The organism is Pseudomonadota bacterium, assembly GCA_037200975.1.
GTDB lineage: Bacteria > Pseudomonadota > Gammaproteobacteria > Steroidobacterales > Steroidobacteraceae > CADEED01.
Map to the genome: position 1 here is coordinate 3,771,643 of JBBCGI010000001.1, position 14,255 is coordinate 3,785,897.

14 protein-coding genes are annotated in these 14,255 nt (G+C 65.4%); 6 read left to right on the top strand and 8 right to left on the bottom strand.

Going from position 1 to position 14,255, the window contains the following annotated elements; genetic code table 11:
* The first annotated feature begins 33 nt into the window (after nucleotides 1-33).
* The 3 genes from WDO72_16960 to aac(6') all read left to right on the top strand — a co-directional run bounded on the left by WDO72_16960 (nucleotide 34) and on the right by aac(6') (nucleotide 2,227).
* Nucleotides 34-354 (top strand): thioredoxin family protein, encoded by a 321-nt coding sequence (locus WDO72_16960; GenBank protein MEJ0087365.1) that lies wholly within the window; start codon nucleotides 34-36, stop codon nucleotides 352-354.
* Nucleotides 355-383: 29 nt separating this feature from the next.
* Nucleotides 384-1,331, top strand: a complete 948-nt coding sequence (locus tag WDO72_16965; protein MEJ0087366.1) for a hypothetical protein — start codon at nucleotides 384-386, stop codon at nucleotides 1,329-1,331.
* 446 nt (nucleotides 1,332-1,777) lie between these two features.
* A complete protein-coding gene (gene aac(6') / locus WDO72_16970) occupies nucleotides 1,778-2,227 on the top strand; it encodes an aminoglycoside 6'-N-acetyltransferase (protein ID MEJ0087367.1) in 450 nt (149 codons plus the stop codon).
* 77 nt (nucleotides 2,228-2,304) lie between these two features.
* Here the strand turns inward: aac(6') and WDO72_16975 are convergent, their stop codons facing one another.
* Both WDO72_16975 and WDO72_16980 read right to left on the bottom strand, forming a co-directional pair.
* Nucleotides 2,305-3,000: a DNA alkylation repair protein gene (locus tag WDO72_16975; GenBank protein ID MEJ0087368.1), complete on the bottom strand. Its 696-nt coding sequence runs from the start codon at nucleotides 2,998-3,000 to the stop codon at nucleotides 2,305-2,307.
* A gap of 10 nt (nucleotides 3,001-3,010) precedes the next feature.
* Nucleotides 3,011-3,418, bottom strand: coding sequence for a hypothetical protein (locus WDO72_16980; protein ID MEJ0087369.1), 408 nt, complete (start codon nucleotides 3,416-3,418; stop codon nucleotides 3,011-3,013).
* A gap of 82 nt (nucleotides 3,419-3,500) precedes the next feature.
* Between WDO72_16980 and WDO72_16985 the strand changes: the two genes are divergently transcribed.
* On the top strand, nucleotides 3,501-4,196 hold the full coding sequence (locus WDO72_16985; protein ID MEJ0087370.1) for an SOS response-associated peptidase: 696 nt from the start codon (nucleotides 3,501-3,503) through the stop codon (nucleotides 4,194-4,196).
* Between the two features lie 124 nt (nucleotides 4,197-4,320).
* Here WDO72_16985 and WDO72_16990 read toward each other — a convergent pair whose 3' ends face one another.
* The 6 genes from WDO72_16990 to WDO72_17015 all read right to left on the bottom strand — a co-directional run bounded on the left by WDO72_16990 (nucleotide 4,321) and on the right by WDO72_17015 (nucleotide 11,930).
* Nucleotides 4,321-5,031, bottom strand: coding sequence for an outer membrane beta-barrel protein (locus tag WDO72_16990; protein MEJ0087371.1), 711 nt, complete (start codon nucleotides 5,029-5,031; stop codon nucleotides 4,321-4,323).
* Between the two features lie 307 nt (nucleotides 5,032-5,338).
* Nucleotides 5,339-8,437: a CusA/CzcA family heavy metal efflux RND transporter gene (locus tag WDO72_16995; protein ID MEJ0087372.1), complete on the bottom strand. Its 3,099-nt coding sequence runs from the start codon at nucleotides 8,435-8,437 to the stop codon at nucleotides 5,339-5,341.
* 1 nt (nucleotide 8,438) lies between these two features.
* Entirely contained in the window at nucleotides 8,439-9,341 is a 903-nt protein-coding gene (locus WDO72_17000) for an efflux RND transporter periplasmic adaptor subunit (GenBank protein MEJ0087373.1), read from the bottom strand.
* Nucleotides 9,338-10,579, bottom strand: a complete 1,242-nt coding sequence (locus WDO72_17005; protein ID MEJ0087374.1) for a TolC family protein — start codon at nucleotides 10,577-10,579, stop codon at nucleotides 9,338-9,340. The genes WDO72_17000 and WDO72_17005 overlap by 4 nt, the downstream gene beginning before the upstream one ends.
* A 69-nt stretch (nucleotides 10,580-10,648) precedes the next feature.
* Nucleotides 10,649-11,032 carry a hypothetical protein gene (locus WDO72_17010; GenBank protein ID MEJ0087375.1) on the bottom strand — a complete coding sequence of 128 codons (384 nt, stop codon included), beginning with the start codon at nucleotides 11,030-11,032 and terminating at the stop codon, nucleotides 10,649-10,651.
* Between the two features lie 67 nt (nucleotides 11,033-11,099).
* Entirely contained in the window at nucleotides 11,100-11,930 is an 831-nt protein-coding gene (locus WDO72_17015; GenBank protein ID MEJ0087376.1) for a lipid-binding SYLF domain-containing protein, read from the bottom strand.
* Nucleotides 11,931-11,989: 59 nt separating this feature from the next.
* Between WDO72_17015 and WDO72_17020 the strand changes: the two genes are divergently transcribed.
* Together WDO72_17020 and tal are read left to right on the top strand one after the other, a co-directional pair.
* Entirely contained in the window at nucleotides 11,990-12,994 is a 1,005-nt protein-coding gene (locus WDO72_17020; protein MEJ0087377.1) for an FAD:protein FMN transferase, read from the top strand.
* Between the two features lie 156 nt (nucleotides 12,995-13,150).
* Nucleotides 13,151-14,239 (top strand): transaldolase, encoded by a 1,089-nt coding sequence (tal, locus tag WDO72_17025; protein MEJ0087378.1) that lies wholly within the window; start codon nucleotides 13,151-13,153, stop codon nucleotides 14,237-14,239.
* Nucleotides 14,240-14,255 lie beyond the last annotated feature (16 nt).

Genomic DNA, 14,255 nt, shown 5'->3' on the forward strand with positions numbered 1-14,255 from the left:
CGCGCCTCGCCGCGGCGCGTTAATCTCGTGCCCATGGATGAACCCACTCGCACCGAGGTCGATGCTTTCACCGCGCCCACCGTGCTGGAATTCGGCGCCACCTGGTGCGGCTACTGCCAGGCGGCACAGACCGACATTGCGGCCGTCATGAAAAACCATCCGACGGTGCGCCACATCAAGGTGGAAGACGGCAAGGGCCGGCCGCTCGGGCGGTCGTTTCGCGTCAAGCTCTGGCCGACGCTCATCTACCTCGAGAAGGGTGTGGAGCAGGGTCGCGTGGTGCGGCCCGGTGGTGGGGCCGAGATCGAGGCGATTTTCGCGCCGACGGCCGCGCCGCCAGATCGCTGGCCGTAGGGCGGCGGGATTGGTTATGGTGCAGCCGCATGATGCGAACCCCAGCCAGTCTGTGTGTGTGGTTCGTGGCTGTGACGCTCTTCGTGGGCGTCACAACCGCGCAAGCCCCCGGCGACACGGAAGAATCCGCGTATACGCCTTCTACGCTGTCCAAGATCATGGGCGGCGTGGCGCGTTCGCAGAACGATGAGGCCGAACTCGCGCCGCCCGATCAATGGTTCACCACCAACGCGAACTTCACCGGGCGCAAGCGGGCGCCGTCGGGGCGATATCGGCCGATCATCGGTGCCTGGGCCAGCAGCCGCGGCCTGGATCCCTCGTTCGCCGACATGATGTTCGGCGGTGAGCTGCCCGAGCTCGAATTCGAGCAGGGTGGAAAGAAGCACTGGGTGCTGGCCGGGTTGCCGGGCGGCCTCGGCTTCGACGTCTATCCACCCGGGCAGAAGCTGACTATCTACCTGCAGCGGGTCGGGTTCGCCTCGGGCACGCCGGTTGCGGTGCTGACGATGGCGAAGCTGCCGAATGGTGTGACTTCCACGACCGTGTCGAAGGGCGGCGCGCGCATGCGCAACACCCGCATGGGCGAGGGCGCGCGGCGGCAGGAAGGTGTGTACCGGAACGGCTCGGCGACGTTCACGTATGCCGGGCGCGAGTACACATTGGCGCTCGATCTTGCCGGCCGGCATTCGATCGCGCCGGGGTTGTACCGGTATGAGAACGGCGTGCGCACGGCGTTGCTGGAATACGGCGGCGGCGACGCGCAGTACCTGCTGTTGCGCGTGCCGGTGGAGGAGAGTGGCGCGACCGGAGAGGTGGTGCCCTATCTGGTGTTGAACGGCCGCATCGTGCCGCCCATCGACGTGACCGCGTGCACGGTGAACGTGGAGCAGGTTGCGAAGGCCGGGACGCGCGGCACCGTGGATTGCGGCGGCGCAGGAAGATCGGTGCTGACGACGCTGCGTTTCACCGCGCAGTAAAGGGGACATGCCTAATTAACGGGAACAAAAACAACACACGCGATTGTTCGCGCGTGTTGTCTTTGTTCCCGTTAATTAGGCATGTCCCCTTTAAGAGGGGTTGGCTTTCCACCCGCGCGGTTTGCGGTTGAATGCAATCTCCACTTCGCAGCTGCGTGAATCGCATTTCGAGCAGCGCAAACGCGTGCAGGCCTGCTTGAGCGTGGTGTTCCAGCCGAGGATGTTAGCTAGCGCGCGCGGATCGATTTCGCGTTCGTGCGCGCATTTACGGCACTTTACGCAGATCACGTAAGACCCTGAGTGATCTGAAAGTTTGTCGACGGAGCTGGCGGGTAGCGGCATGCACGGGATTTTTCCCCGGTCCTGGGACGCGCGTCCATCCAGCCCCGGTATGGCTGCCCCCCTGTATGAACCTTGGGTTCGCCTGCTAATCTCATCGCAAATCCATGAAAACAACCATTGAACGCTGCGCATCGCTCGACCAGCCCGGCTGGCTCGCGATGCGTATCGCGTTGTGGGCGGATGCGACGCCCGAGGATCATCGCGGCTATATGGCCATCTCGCTCGCGCAGCCCGAGCGGTTCCTGCAGCTGATGATGTATGACGATAAGCACGAGCCCATCGGGTTCATCGAAGGGTCCATCCGTGGCGACTACGTGAACGGCACGGAGACTTCGCCGGTGGGGTTCGTCGAAGGTGTGTACGTCGTGCCGGCGTGGCGCCGCAGAGGCGTGGCGCGGCAGCTGTTCGCGGCGATCGGCGACTGGGCGCGTGCGCGCGGTTGCCGTGAGCTGGCGTCGGATGCCTTGCTGGAAAACGAAGCGAGCCAACGCGCGCATCGCGCGCTGGGATTCGAAGAAACCGAACGCGTCGTCTATTTCCGCCGGCCGCTGTGAAAGGGATGCGAAAAGGGGACATGCCTATTTAAAAAACGGACGTTTTTTAAATAGGCATGTCCCCTTTTCGCATCCCTTCACTTCGCCTTCCGGGCCAGCCGCTTCAACGTCGCGGAGGTGGCCAGCTGACGCAATGCGTCCTTTCCGATCCAGCGCGGCGTCGGATCTTTCGAATCACCTAACTTCTTCGCCAGCGCGACCGCCGCCTTGTTGAGCTTGAGATTGCGCTCGCCCACGCCGCGCAACGCCCAGCTCACCGCCTTCTTGACGAAATTCCGCTCGTCGCCGGCGGCTTTCTCGATCAGCTTCAGCGCCTTCAGGAACGCCGCATCCTCGACGTCCCGGTTCTTGAGCGCGACGCACGCCAGCAGCGCGAATGCCGCGCGTTTCACAAATTCTTCGCGTCGCGCCGCCCACTTTTCGATCTTCGCGAGCGCATGCGGCGAACGCACCCACAATGCGAAACACAACGTATCGCAGATGGCCCAGTTGTCGAAGTCGCGCGCCTGCGCATCCATACGCGCTGGCGTGACCTTGTCGAGTTCGTCCACGTACGCGCACAACATGCGCGCCTCGTAAACGCCGCTGTCCCACAATTCGAGCGTCAGCGCGTGATCGCGCCCGAGTTGTTTGCCGAGCTTCTGGATGTCGCCCATACGCACGCCGAGCGCATGGTCGTTCGGGATCCCATACCGCAACATCCCGTCGCGAATCGATTTCGATGCATGCTTCTTGAGCCAGGCGAGCGACGATGCGACGCGGGGATCTGCCACGATCTGCGGATCAGGCCGGCGTGCGCACGACGGTGGGTCGACCCAGCTTTCCACCCAGCCACGTGCAGGGCAGCGCGGTGATCACCAGCACGGCCGGATACCACAGCGGCCCCAACTTCGGGCTGGCAACCCACGCGCCGATGAAACCCAGCAAGCCGAGAAACGTGCCGATGCCGCCTAACAACAGCGCGAGGAACATCGGCCGCGCGGGCGCGAGCCGCGCGGTGATCCAGCCGCCGCCGATGGCCGCGAAGAGCCGATAGGACGTGGCGATGAGCCACTGGCCCGTCGTCATGTCGGGCACCGTTTCCGGCACGTTTTTCGGGAACACACCCGTCGAGTGCATCACCAGATCGAAGCCGGTGGATACCACGATCGTGAACACGAGGCCGGCAAGCACCGCCAGAAAACTTTTCATCGTAGTTGCTCTCCTGAATCAGGAGCGAATGCTGGCGAACGCGATTGCCGCGGTCAAGCGCGCACCCTAAGCTGCTGTCCCTATGTGTGGACGCTACATTCTTGCCCAACAAGCCAAGGCCGCGACGACCTTCGGTGTGCAGCGGATGCGATGGTTAGAGACGTCGAGCTACAACATCGCGCCGGCGCGCGAAGTGCCGGTGATCCGCGTCGTTTCAGGCGAAGCCGGGCAGAACGAGCGCGAAGGCGTGATGATGCGCTGGGGTCTGATCCCGCCGTTCCTCAAAGGCGAGAGCCCGAAGTACTCCACCTTCAACGCGCGCGTGGAGACCATGGAGACCTCGCCTGCCTTTCGCGACGCGTGGAAGAAAGGTCAACGCTGTATCGTTCCGGCCGACGGCTTTTACGAGTGGCATCAGCCTTTAGGCCGGCCCAAACAACCCTGGTTCATTGGATTGGCCGACAAGGAGATCCTGCCGTTCGCCGGGCTGTGGGAACGATCGAAGCGGGGCGATGGCCTGGTGATCGAAAGTGTCGCCATCATCACGCTGCCTGCCAACGATCTGATGGCGAAGATCGACAACGAGGAGCAACGAATGCCGGCGATCCTGCGCAGGGAAGACGCCGAGACGTGGTTGACCGGCACGCCGAATGCGGCACGCGCCGTGCTCACGCCGTTTCCGGGCGAATTGCTGCGCGCGTTCAAGGTGAGCGGGCGGGTGAATTCTCCGAAGAACGACGACGCCGCATTGCTGGAAGAGCTGCAGGGCGAGGTCTGAGAAAAGGGGACATGCCTATTTAAAAAGGGGACAGATCTATTTTTTGACCGACCGATTTTCCGCTTGCGAGGCGGGCGCCAAAAAATAGATCTGTCCCCTTTTTAAATAGGCATGTCCCCTTTTCTCAGAAGCGGACCACGAAACCGAGGCCGATGACGTCCAGATCCTCGGTGCCGGTGCGATCTTCCTGCCCGATGCCGTCGAGCTTCTGATACTCGGCGCGGATCGAGTAAACCTGATTGATATGCCAGGCAAAACCCACGCCATACACCGGTTCCTGCGAATCTCCCTTCGCGCTGTTGGCACCGCCGTTCTGGCCATCCACCCGCGCGGACAGCTCGCGCTCGGAGCTCGCGAATAGATAGCCGAGCCGCGCGTAGAACTCGGCCTTTTCGCCGAGTGGCAGGATTCCCACCACGGAAATCAGCGGGCCGCCGACATTGAATGCGTACTTGACGTTGGCGGGGATGAAGCCCTGGCCCTGGTCGACCTCGCCGCGCACGGTGGACGACAACTCGCCGAACTGCACCAGCCCGAGTTCGGTGGCGAAGTAACGATTGAAGCGATATCCGAACGTTGCCTGGAAACCGATGTCCTCGGTTTTGGAGGAGGTGGAGATGTTGCGCGTGGGATCTGAGCGGTTCTCGAAGAAATCGATCAGATCCTGTTCGACTGCCGATTGATCGCCGCTGAATCGCGCCTGGCCGATCAACAGCGCGCCATAGGCACCCACGCGATTGGCATTGCGGGTTCTCTTCTTGGGCTTCGCGGCTTCGGCAAACCCCGCGAACAGCAGGCTCGCGGCTACGAGCACGATGACGGAAAACTTCTTCATTCGTTGCGCTCCCGACTGGGCTGTGACGACGCTATCACGCAAGCCGCGTGATAGCCGCCTATTTGAGGACTGCGGTGAAAAACTCGTTCAGCGTTTGTCGAAAGGCGCTCGCCGGCTTCGTCGCAGCCATGCAGCGTGTGTACCTCGGCCTGCACTTTCGGTTCCGTGAATCCGTAAGGTCTCGGCCGCGAGCCGGCGCGACTTGCGTTCGACGAGCCTTCCCGCGCCGCATGGCCTGTCGCGGCACTCGATGTATTGCTCGCGCATGTGTCCCCCGGGTTCTACGTATATAGAAGAGTGAGTTATGTTACACAGACGCGACCGGAGCCGTCGCACGATGCGCGAGGCGATACAAAGCCGGCAAGACGAACAGGCTCAACAGGGTTGCCGAGAGAATGCCGCCGATCACCACGGTCGCGAGCGGGCGCTGCACCTCCGCCCCGGTGCCCGTGTTGAGCGCCATCGGCAGGAAGCCGAGCGAGGCGACCAGGCCGATCATCAGCACCGGCCGCAACCGCAGCTGTGCGCCTTCGCGAATCGCAGCGTCCAGTCCACGTCCCGCCTTGAGCAGGTCGCGAAATGCAGTGACCATGATGACGCCCGTGAGCACCGCCACGCCGGACAACGTGATGAACCCGACCCCCGCGGTGATCGAGAGCGGAATTCCGCGCAGCGCCAGCGCCGCGACTCCGCCGGCCAGCGCCAGCGGCACGCCGCTGAACACCAGCAATGCGTCGCGCGCCGAGCCGAAGGTCATGATCAGCAGGCCGAAGATCAGCGCGAGCGTGACCGGCACCAGCAATACCAGCCGTGCCGACGCCGACTCCAGCTGCTCGAACGTGCCGCCGTACGCGAGCCAGTATCCCGCCGGTAGTTTGATGTCGCGTTCGATCGCGGCGCGCGCATCGCGCACGAAGCCACCGAGGTCGCGGCCCGCGACGTTGGCGGAAATCACCAGCCGGCGTTTGCCATTCTCGCGGCCGATCTGGTTGGGGCCGATCGTCTCGCGGATTTCCGCGAGCTCGGACAGCGGCACGAAGCCGCTGCCATCGGCGAGCCGCACGGGCAGCTGTTCGAGCGAAGACACGCGTGACCGTTGCTCCTCGGGCAGCCGCACGATCACTTCGAAACGCCGGTCGCCTTCGTAGAGGTGGCCCGCGCCGCGGCCGCCGACCGCAGTCACGACGACGTCCTGCAGTTCGCGCAGGTGGATGCCGTGGCGGGCCAGCGCTTCGCGGCGCGGCAAAATCTCGAGCACCGGCAAACCCGCGATCTGCTCGACCTTCACGTCGCTGGCGCCGCGCACGGTGCCGAGCGCGGCGGCAATACGCCGTCCCTGCGCCAGCAGGATGGCCGGATCGTCACCGTAGAGTTTGACGCCGACATCGGAGCGCACGCCCGAGATGAGCTCGTTGAAACGCAGCTGGATCGGCTGGCTCACCTCGTAGTTGCTGCCGGGCACGGCCGCGATCGCACGTTCCACTTCGGCCAGCAGTTGTTGCCTGGATTTGCCGGGATCGGGCCACGCCGAGCGGGGCTTGAGCATCACCACGCCGTCGGACACGCTCGGCGGCATCGGGTCCGTGGCGACTTCCGCCGTACCCACGCGGGCGAATGCCGTTTTCACTTCGGGCACTTTCAGCAGCGCCTGCTCGAGCGAGACCTGCATGCGCACCGACTGCGACAGACTGGTGCCCGGAATCCGCATCGACTGAATGGCGAGATCGCCCTCGTCGAGATGCGGAATGAACTCCGTGCCGAGGCGGGTCGCGCCGAACGCTGCCAGCACCGTTACGCCGAGCGCCGCGCCGAGGACGGGCCCGCGATGCGACAACGCGTAGTCGAGCGCGCGTGTATAGCCGCGTTTCACCGCGGCGAGCACGCGCCCATCGTGTTCGCGGATCGGGCCTTTCAACAGCAGCGCGCAGGCGGCAGGCACGAACGTCAGCGACAGGACCAGCGCTGCCAGCAATGCGATGATGACCGCCCACGCCATCGGCTTGAACATCTTGCCTTCCACGCCCGAAAGCGCGAGCAACGGTAGATTGACGAGGACCACGACGGCCACGCTGACCAGGCTCGGCTTCCACACCTCCCGCGTGGCTTTGAGCACCGTGCGCAGGCGTTCCGGGCGGTCGAGCACGCGCCGCAGCCGTTGTTGCTCCTGCGCGAGCCGCAACAGGCAGTTTTCGACCACGATCAGCGCCGCATCGACGATCAGGCCGAAGTCGAGCGCGCCGAGCGACATGAGGTTGGCGCTGACGCGGCTTGCGACCATGCCGCTGATGAGCATGAGGAACGACAGCGGGATCACCAGCGCCGTCAACAGCGCCGCGCGCACGTTCCCTAACAACACCAGCAGGACGACCGTGACGAGGATCGCGCCCTCGAGCAGGTTGGTCTGCACGGTGCGGATGGCCGCGTTCACCAGCACCGTGCGGTCGTACACGGTCTCGGCGCGCACGCCGCGTGGCAGCGTCTGGTTGATCTGCGCAAGTTTTTCGGCGACGCGCAGGCTCACCGTGCGGCTGTTCTCGCCCGTGAGCATGATGGCGGTGCCGAGCACGGTCTCCGCGCCATCGCGCGTCGCGGCGCCGGTGCGCAGCTCCCGGCCGATCGCGACCTCGGCCACGTCGCTGACACGCACGGGCTGGCCGGCGCGGCTGGTGATCACGAGGTTGGCGAGGTCCGCCGCGTCGCGGGCCTGGCCCGGCGCGCGCACCAGCAGCTCTTCGCCATTGCGTTCGATGTAACCCGCGCCGAAGTTCGTGTTGCCGTGTTCGAGCGCTTCGGCCAGTTCATCGAAGGACAGTCCCAGCGCCATCAGGCGTTGCGGATCCGGCGTCACGTGAAACTGTTTCGCGTAGCCGCCGATGCTGTTGACCTCGGCGATGCCGGGCACCTGCCGCAGCTGCGGCTTGATCACCCAGTCCTGCAGCGTCCGCAGCTCGGTCGCGTCGTAGCCGTCGCCGTGCACGGTGTAGAGGAAAATTTCCCCGAGTCCCGTGGCGACCGGCCCCATCGCGACATCGACTCCCGGCGGTAGTTCGTCCGCGGCGGCCCCGATACGTTCATTGACGAGCTGGCGCGCGAAGAAGATGTCCGTGCCCTCCTTGAACACGACCGTGACCTGCGAAAGGCCATATCGCGACAGCGACCGCGTGTATTCGAGCTGCGGCAGTCCGGCGAGCGCGGTTTCCACGGGCACGGTGATGCGCTGCTCGACTTCGAGCGGGGTGAATCCCTGCGCCGAGGCGTTGATCTGCACCTGGACGTTGGTGATGTCGGGCACCGCGTCGATGGGCAGGCGCTGGTAGTCGTAGATGCCGAAGCAGGCGACCAGCGCCGTCAACGCGACGATCAGCCAGCGACGCTCGACGGAGAATTTGAGCAGTGAGTCGATCATGTCAGTGCTCGTGCGCGGCGCCGGCTTTCTCGAGCTCGGCCTTGATGAGAAAACTGTCGCGCGGCACGTACAGCTCGCCGGCCGCGAGGCCGGCCGTGATCTCGACGAACGCGTCGTCGCTCAGGCCTTCCTGCACGGGGCGCGGCGCGAAGCCGCCGTCGTGCGGCACGAATACCGCGCGTTGTCCGTCGACGGTCTGCAGCGCCGTTGCCTGCACCGCGACCGCCACCAGGGTTTCCGCGACCACGATTTCCGCAGACAGGTTGAGCCCCGGCCGCCACGAACCACTGGAGTTGTCGACGGGTACCCGGACCATGATCGCCTGCGAGCCGCCGGTGCTCACGGGGGCGATGTGGCTGATCTTGCCGCTCGCGCTTTGTGCGCCATCGCCTGAGCGCAGCAGCACGGTCTGGCCTCTCCGCACGCGTGCCAGCTGGCGCGGAAACACCGCCAGCTCCGCCCACAGGGTAGATAGGTCGCTGACCGTGAACAGGCTCTGTGACTCGACCGTCTCGCCGGGGCTGACGTTACGCGCGGTGAGCACGCCGGCGATCGGCGATTTGACCGCGTACACCTGCAGACTTTCGTTGCTTTCAACCAGTGCCAGGGTCTCGCCGGCCGCGACCGGGTCGCCCGGTGACTTGGTAACCGACCGCACCAGCCCGGCGAACCGTGCCGAGACGTTGCGGGTGCGTTCGGCGTTGAGCACCAGCGTGCCGTATGTCGAGACGCTTACGCGCAATGGCCGCGGTCCCGCCGCCACGGTTTCGATGCCGGAGATCGGACCGGTGTGTTCGAGCGATTCCGCCGGCTCGTGTTCCGGCGCGGCATCGGGCGCCGCGGCTGGTTCGCGGGAGCAGGCCGCGAGAGATGCCGCGAGAATCAACAGGCAGATGGTTTTCATGGGGTGGCCTCTCCCGTGAGGCGTTCGAGTTCCGCCCGCAGGCGGTGATGATCGGCGGCCGCGTCGATCGCGGCGCCCTGCAGTTCGAGTAGTTCGGCTTGCGCGCTGGCCAGCTCCAGGAACGAGAAGCGGCCGACGTCGTAGCCGGCCTGCGTCTGGCTGAGCGCCTCGCGCGCCTGCGGCACCGCGTCGTCGCGCAGCGCCAGCGCGGTTTCGCGTGCCGCCTCCGCCTGGCTGTGCAGGGCAAACAAGGTGGACCGCAGACGATTGAGCGCGGCCGCCTGTTCGGCGCCGGATTGCGCGCGCTGCGCGCGGGCCTCGGCGATGGCGCCCTGGTTGCGATTGCCCCAGGCCATGGGCATCGAGACGGCGGCCACCAGTGCCGCATCGCCGCTGTCCTGAAAGCGCCGCACTCCGATGCTCACACTCAAGTCGGGCCGGGCTTGTGCCTGCGCCAGACGCAACTGCGCGTCACGCAGCCGTGTATCGCTGGCGAACCGCAGTAGTTCGGGATTACGCGCCAGCTTCTCGAACCAGGCGTTGAAGGGCAGGCTCGATGCAAAGCCGTAGAGGTCCGCGCTCACTTCGGCGAACTGCGGTTCGGCGTCGCCGAAGGTGGCGGCGAGCTCGTATCGCGTACTGCGGGCCAGACGTTCCGCCTGGCGCAGATCGATCTGCGCGCGTGTCACCGCGATGCGGGCGCGGCTGCGTTCCGCGACCGGCGAACGCGCCGCGTCCACGCGCTGGCTGATGGCGCTGAACGATTCGGCCGCAAGCCGCGCCGCCTGGCGGGAGAACACCAGCCGCTCGCGCGCCGCGGCCGCGTCGATGAAGCGGCGCGTGGTCTCGGCAAGCAGGTCCAGCTGATGCGCGCGGCGCTCGATGTCAGCGAGCTCGAAGCCGGAATCCGCCACCGCCATGCGTGCGCTGCGTTTTCCGCCGAGCTCCACCACCTGGCTCAATACCAGCGTGGTTTCGAGAGCCTCCGTGCCACGTCGCGCGCCATCGCCGCCGAAGTTTTCCAGCTCGAGCGAGACCTCCGGATTGGGCCGCAACCGCGCCTGCGTGAGCCGGGCCTGCGCGGCCGTCAGCTCGAACGCGCTTGCGGCGAGTTCCGGATTGCGCGCCAGCGCGGTGTCCAGCGCCCGCGCCAGCGTGAGATCGTCCAGCGCGAACGCCCGGGCGCCGCCCAACAACAATACGCATGCGCCCAGGGCGCATGCCTTCGAGAAAACCATGGTTGCCTCCCACGGCCGGCTTCAACGGAAGCCATGCCGGTTGCTACGTCTAACTATCGACGCGGGAAGTCAGCGCGGCGGGCCGCGCAGGGGCGGGCGCAGCCGGATGCGGGCGGGCGAGAGGCGGGGAGGAGAGAGAAAATCGGGCGGCAGGTGTCGCGAACGCGGCAGGAAGAACAGCAGCAGCGAGAACGCGAACGTCAGCGCGAGCAGGTCGAGCGCCGCGGAGGACTTCTTGACCAGCGCTTCGACGCCCACGGAGATGTCCTGGTCGGAATGCGGCAGGCTCGCCACCGCTTCGCCGTGATGCACGCCGGAATCCGTGGCATGCAGACTGACGGGCGCTTCGCTGCCGTCGAAGCACAGATGCAGATGCGTTCCGCCGATGCGCAGCACGAAGAGGGCTGCGCACAGCAGCACCGTCAGTAGCTTGAGATTGCGGGGCGCGAACATGAGGCGAGTATGGCCGAAACGGAAAGGCGGGCGGCATGCACCGGGTCACACCGCCCGTATTCGGGACCTACTTCGGTGGTTCGGCGCCCGGCTGGGCGTCTTCCATCGGGAAGGTGGTGGCACCGGCCGGTGCCGCGCCGGCATCTGCCGGGGCGGGTGCGGCCGAGTCCGGCGCGACCTTGGCATTGCTGGGTGTGCTGCCCGCCACCGTACTGCGGCCCGTGCTGTTCTGGATGGCCCGCTCGAAGCGTTTGGCCGAATCGGCGTCGGTGGTCACCTTGCGCGCAATGATGTCGGCGGCGGTCGCCGTCTTGCCGTACAGGCCACGGTTCGATTTGCTGTCGATGGAGATGATGCTGCCGTCGAGCGAGACGCCGGCGAACAGGCCGCGGTTGCGCGAGTAGGAATACACCTCGGCGGTGAAGGTTTGATCCGTGCCGGCCGAGGCCGCGCGGCCGACCGGGCCCGCCGCGACGGACGCATCCGCGCCGAGCGTGAGCTTGCCGTCGGTGATGCCTTCGATGCCCTGCCGCGAGGTGAACACCAGCACGATGTCGGTGGATTGGACGCCGATCTGCCAGCCGACATTGCCGCCGGTGATGGAGACCATGATCGGATCGGTGAAGCGGCCGTTGGCATCGCGCACGACCATGGCGCCGGAACCGCGCCGGCCGCCGACTACCGCGGCGACCTTGACTACATTCGGGATGACGGCGATGCCATAGGCGCGCGCCATGAGGCGATCGGGGATGGAGGTGTCACGCTGGGCGAATAATTCTTCGAGTACGCCGGAAGCTTCGATGAGCCGTGCTTCTTCGCGCGCGCTCGCAAATGCGGGTTGGATGGTGCACGTGGCACCGATGGCAGTCGCAAACAAGGTGAGGAGAAGTTTTTTCATCGGTGGTCCTCGATAGCAAGCTGGGCCGGGAGCTTAACGCATGCGGCATAATCGCCACCATGCAAACCCCAACATGCATTTTCGACCGCATTCGCGCAATCGGGTTCCGCCTCGTGTTTGGCCTGATGCTGGCGCCTGACCTCGCACATGCCGAATGGATGACGCGTAGCGAGGCGATCATGGGCACACGCTGCGCCGTGGAGCTCTGGAGCGAGGACAAGGCCGCCGGTGAGGCCGCGATAACGTCGGTTTTTGACGACATGAAGCGCATCGATCGCCTCATGAGCACCTGGAAGGAGGACACGGAAATCTCCAAGGTGAACCGCGAGGCGTCCAGACATCCCGTGAAGATCAGCAAGGAACTGTTCGACCTGCTGGTGACCTCGGTGCAGTACTCCGAGCTCACGCAGGGCGCCTTCGACATCACCTACGCCAGCGTGGGCTATCTATACGATTTCAAGAAAGGCGTTCACCCGGACCAGAAGGCCATCGACAAGGCGTTGCCGGGCATCAACTGGCGGCACATGAAGCTCGACGCGAAGAAGACCACTGTCTACTTCACGCGGCCCGGCATGCGGATCGATCTGGGCGGTATCGCCAAGGGATACTCGGTCGACCGCGGTATCGAGATCCTCGAGAAGCAGGGCATCACGCGCGCGATGGTGAATGCCGGGGGCGATACCCGCATCATCGGCGATCGGTTCGGCAAGCCGTGGGTGGTCGGCATCCGCGATCCGGATCACGAGGGCAAGACCTTCCTGCGCATGCCGCTCGAGAACACCGCGTTCTCGACCTCGGGGGACTACGAGCGGTACTTCGACGAGGACGGCAAGCGGTTCCACCACATCATCGACCCCAAGACCGGCGACTCGGCGCGCAAGTGCCGCAGCGTCACGATCATCAGCGGGAACGCGACGCGCACCGACGCGCTAACAAAGAGCGTCTTCATCATGGGGCCGGAAGAGGGCATCAAGTTCATCGACACCCTGAGCGATGTGGACGCGGTGGCCGTCTCGCCCGACGGCCGGGTTTTTTACTCGAAGGGACTGGCCGCGCCGGAATAGCAGCCGCCCGTCGCGGCGGGCCGGCAGGCGATCCGTGTAGTCCAGGGCGGACATCGTGACGCGCGTGTAATGACAGCTGCGGCACTTGACGGTCATGCTGTGGAGGCAGCAAATATCGCCGCTTCCCCAGCCCGCGAATTGCCAAACGGAGACGACATGCGAGCCACTCAGGAACTGCACGATCTCGGCCAGAGCATCTGGCTCGACAACATCACGCGCGCGCTGCTCACCAGCGGCAAGCTGCGCGAATACATCCGGGACTTCTCCGTCACGGGCCTCACGTCGAACCCCACGATTTTCGACAATGCGATCAAGGCCGCGAATTCCTACGACGCCGCGATCCGCGAGAAGGTCGGCGCCGGGCTCAGCGGCGAAGACCTGTTCTACGACCTTGCGCTCGAAGACCTCACGCAGGCGGCGGATCTGTTCCGCGCGGTGCACGATGCGACCGGCGGCGTCGACGGCTGGGTGTCGCTGGAATTGTCGCCGCTGCTGGCGGACGATTCCGATGGCAGCGTCAAGGCGGCCAAGGAACTGTTCGCGCGCGCCAGGCGGCCGAACCTCTTCATCAAGATTCCCGGCACGGAGGCCGGTGCCACGGCCATCGAGGAATCGATCTACGCCGGTATTCCCGTGAACGTCACGCTGCTGTTTTCGCGCCGGCAATACCTGCGTGCCGCCGAGGCCTACCTGCGCGGCATCGAGCGGCGCATCGAGGCGGGTCTCGATCCGCGGGTGGCGTCCGTGGCATCCGTCTTCGTCAGCCGCTGGGATGTCGCCGTGCAGGACAAGGTGCCCGCCGAGCTGCGCAACAAACTCGGCGTGGCCGTGGGCCTGCATACCTACCAGGCGTACTGCGAGCTGCAGGATTCCGCGCGCTGGAAAAAATTGCGCGATGCGGGTGCGCTCATGCAGCGGCTGCTGTGGGCCAGCACCGGCACCAAGGATCCAAAAGCCAGGGATACGTTCTACGTGGAGGCGCTCGCGGCGCCCGACACCATCAACACCATGCCGGAGCAGACCTTGATCGCGTTCGCCGAACACGGCGCGGTCGGCGCGGCGCTGCCGCGGGACGGTGGCGAAGCGAAAAAGTTGTTAGCCGCGTTCGCCGCTCACGGCATCGACGAGGATGCGCTGGCCGCGGATCTGCAGCGTGCGGGCGCGGATTCGTTCATGAAGTCGTGGAAGTCGCTGCTCGGACAGATCGAGGCGAAGAGCGTGGCACTGGCGAAGCGGGCGGGCTGATCGATCAGCCGCTTGC

What these genes read in the sequence shown, in the direction of transcription:
- WDO72_16960 (MEJ0087365.1), top strand. Translation starts at nt 34, where the DNA reads ATGGATGAACCCACTCGCACCGAGGTCGATGCTTTCACCGCGCCCACC.
- WDO72_16965 (MEJ0087366.1), top strand. Translation starts at nt 384, where the DNA reads ATGATGCGAACCCCAGCCAGTCTGTGTGTGTGGTTCGTGGCTGTGACG.
- WDO72_16980 (MEJ0087369.1), bottom strand. Translation starts at nt 3,418, where the DNA reads ATGAAAAGTTTTCTGGCGGTGCTTGCCGGCCTCGTGTTCACGATCGTG.
- WDO72_16985 (MEJ0087370.1), top strand. Translation starts at nt 3,501, where the DNA reads ATGTGTGGACGCTACATTCTTGCCCAACAAGCCAAGGCCGCGACGACC.
- WDO72_16990 (MEJ0087371.1), bottom strand. Translation starts at nt 5,031, where the DNA reads ATGAAGAAGTTTTCCGTCATCGTGCTCGTAGCCGCGAGCCTGCTGTTC.
- WDO72_16995 (MEJ0087372.1), bottom strand. Translation starts at nt 8,437, where the DNA reads ATGATCGACTCACTGCTCAAATTCTCCGTCGAGCGTCGCTGGCTGATC.
- WDO72_17000 (MEJ0087373.1), bottom strand. Translation starts at nt 9,341, where the DNA reads ATGAAAACCATCTGCCTGTTGATTCTCGCGGCATCTCTCGCGGCCTGC.
- WDO72_17005 (MEJ0087374.1), bottom strand. Translation starts at nt 10,579, where the DNA reads ATGGTTTTCTCGAAGGCATGCGCCCTGGGCGCATGCGTATTGTTGTTG.
- WDO72_17010 (MEJ0087375.1), bottom strand. Translation starts at nt 11,032, where the DNA reads ATGTTCGCGCCCCGCAATCTCAAGCTACTGACGGTGCTGCTGTGCGCA.
- WDO72_17015 (MEJ0087376.1), bottom strand. Translation starts at nt 11,930, where the DNA reads ATGAAAAAACTTCTCCTCACCTTGTTTGCGACTGCCATCGGTGCCACG.
- WDO72_17020 (MEJ0087377.1), top strand. Translation starts at nt 11,990, where the DNA reads ATGCAAACCCCAACATGCATTTTCGACCGCATTCGCGCAATCGGGTTC.
- tal (MEJ0087378.1), top strand. Translation starts at nt 13,151, where the DNA reads ATGCGAGCCACTCAGGAACTGCACGATCTCGGCCAGAGCATCTGGCTC.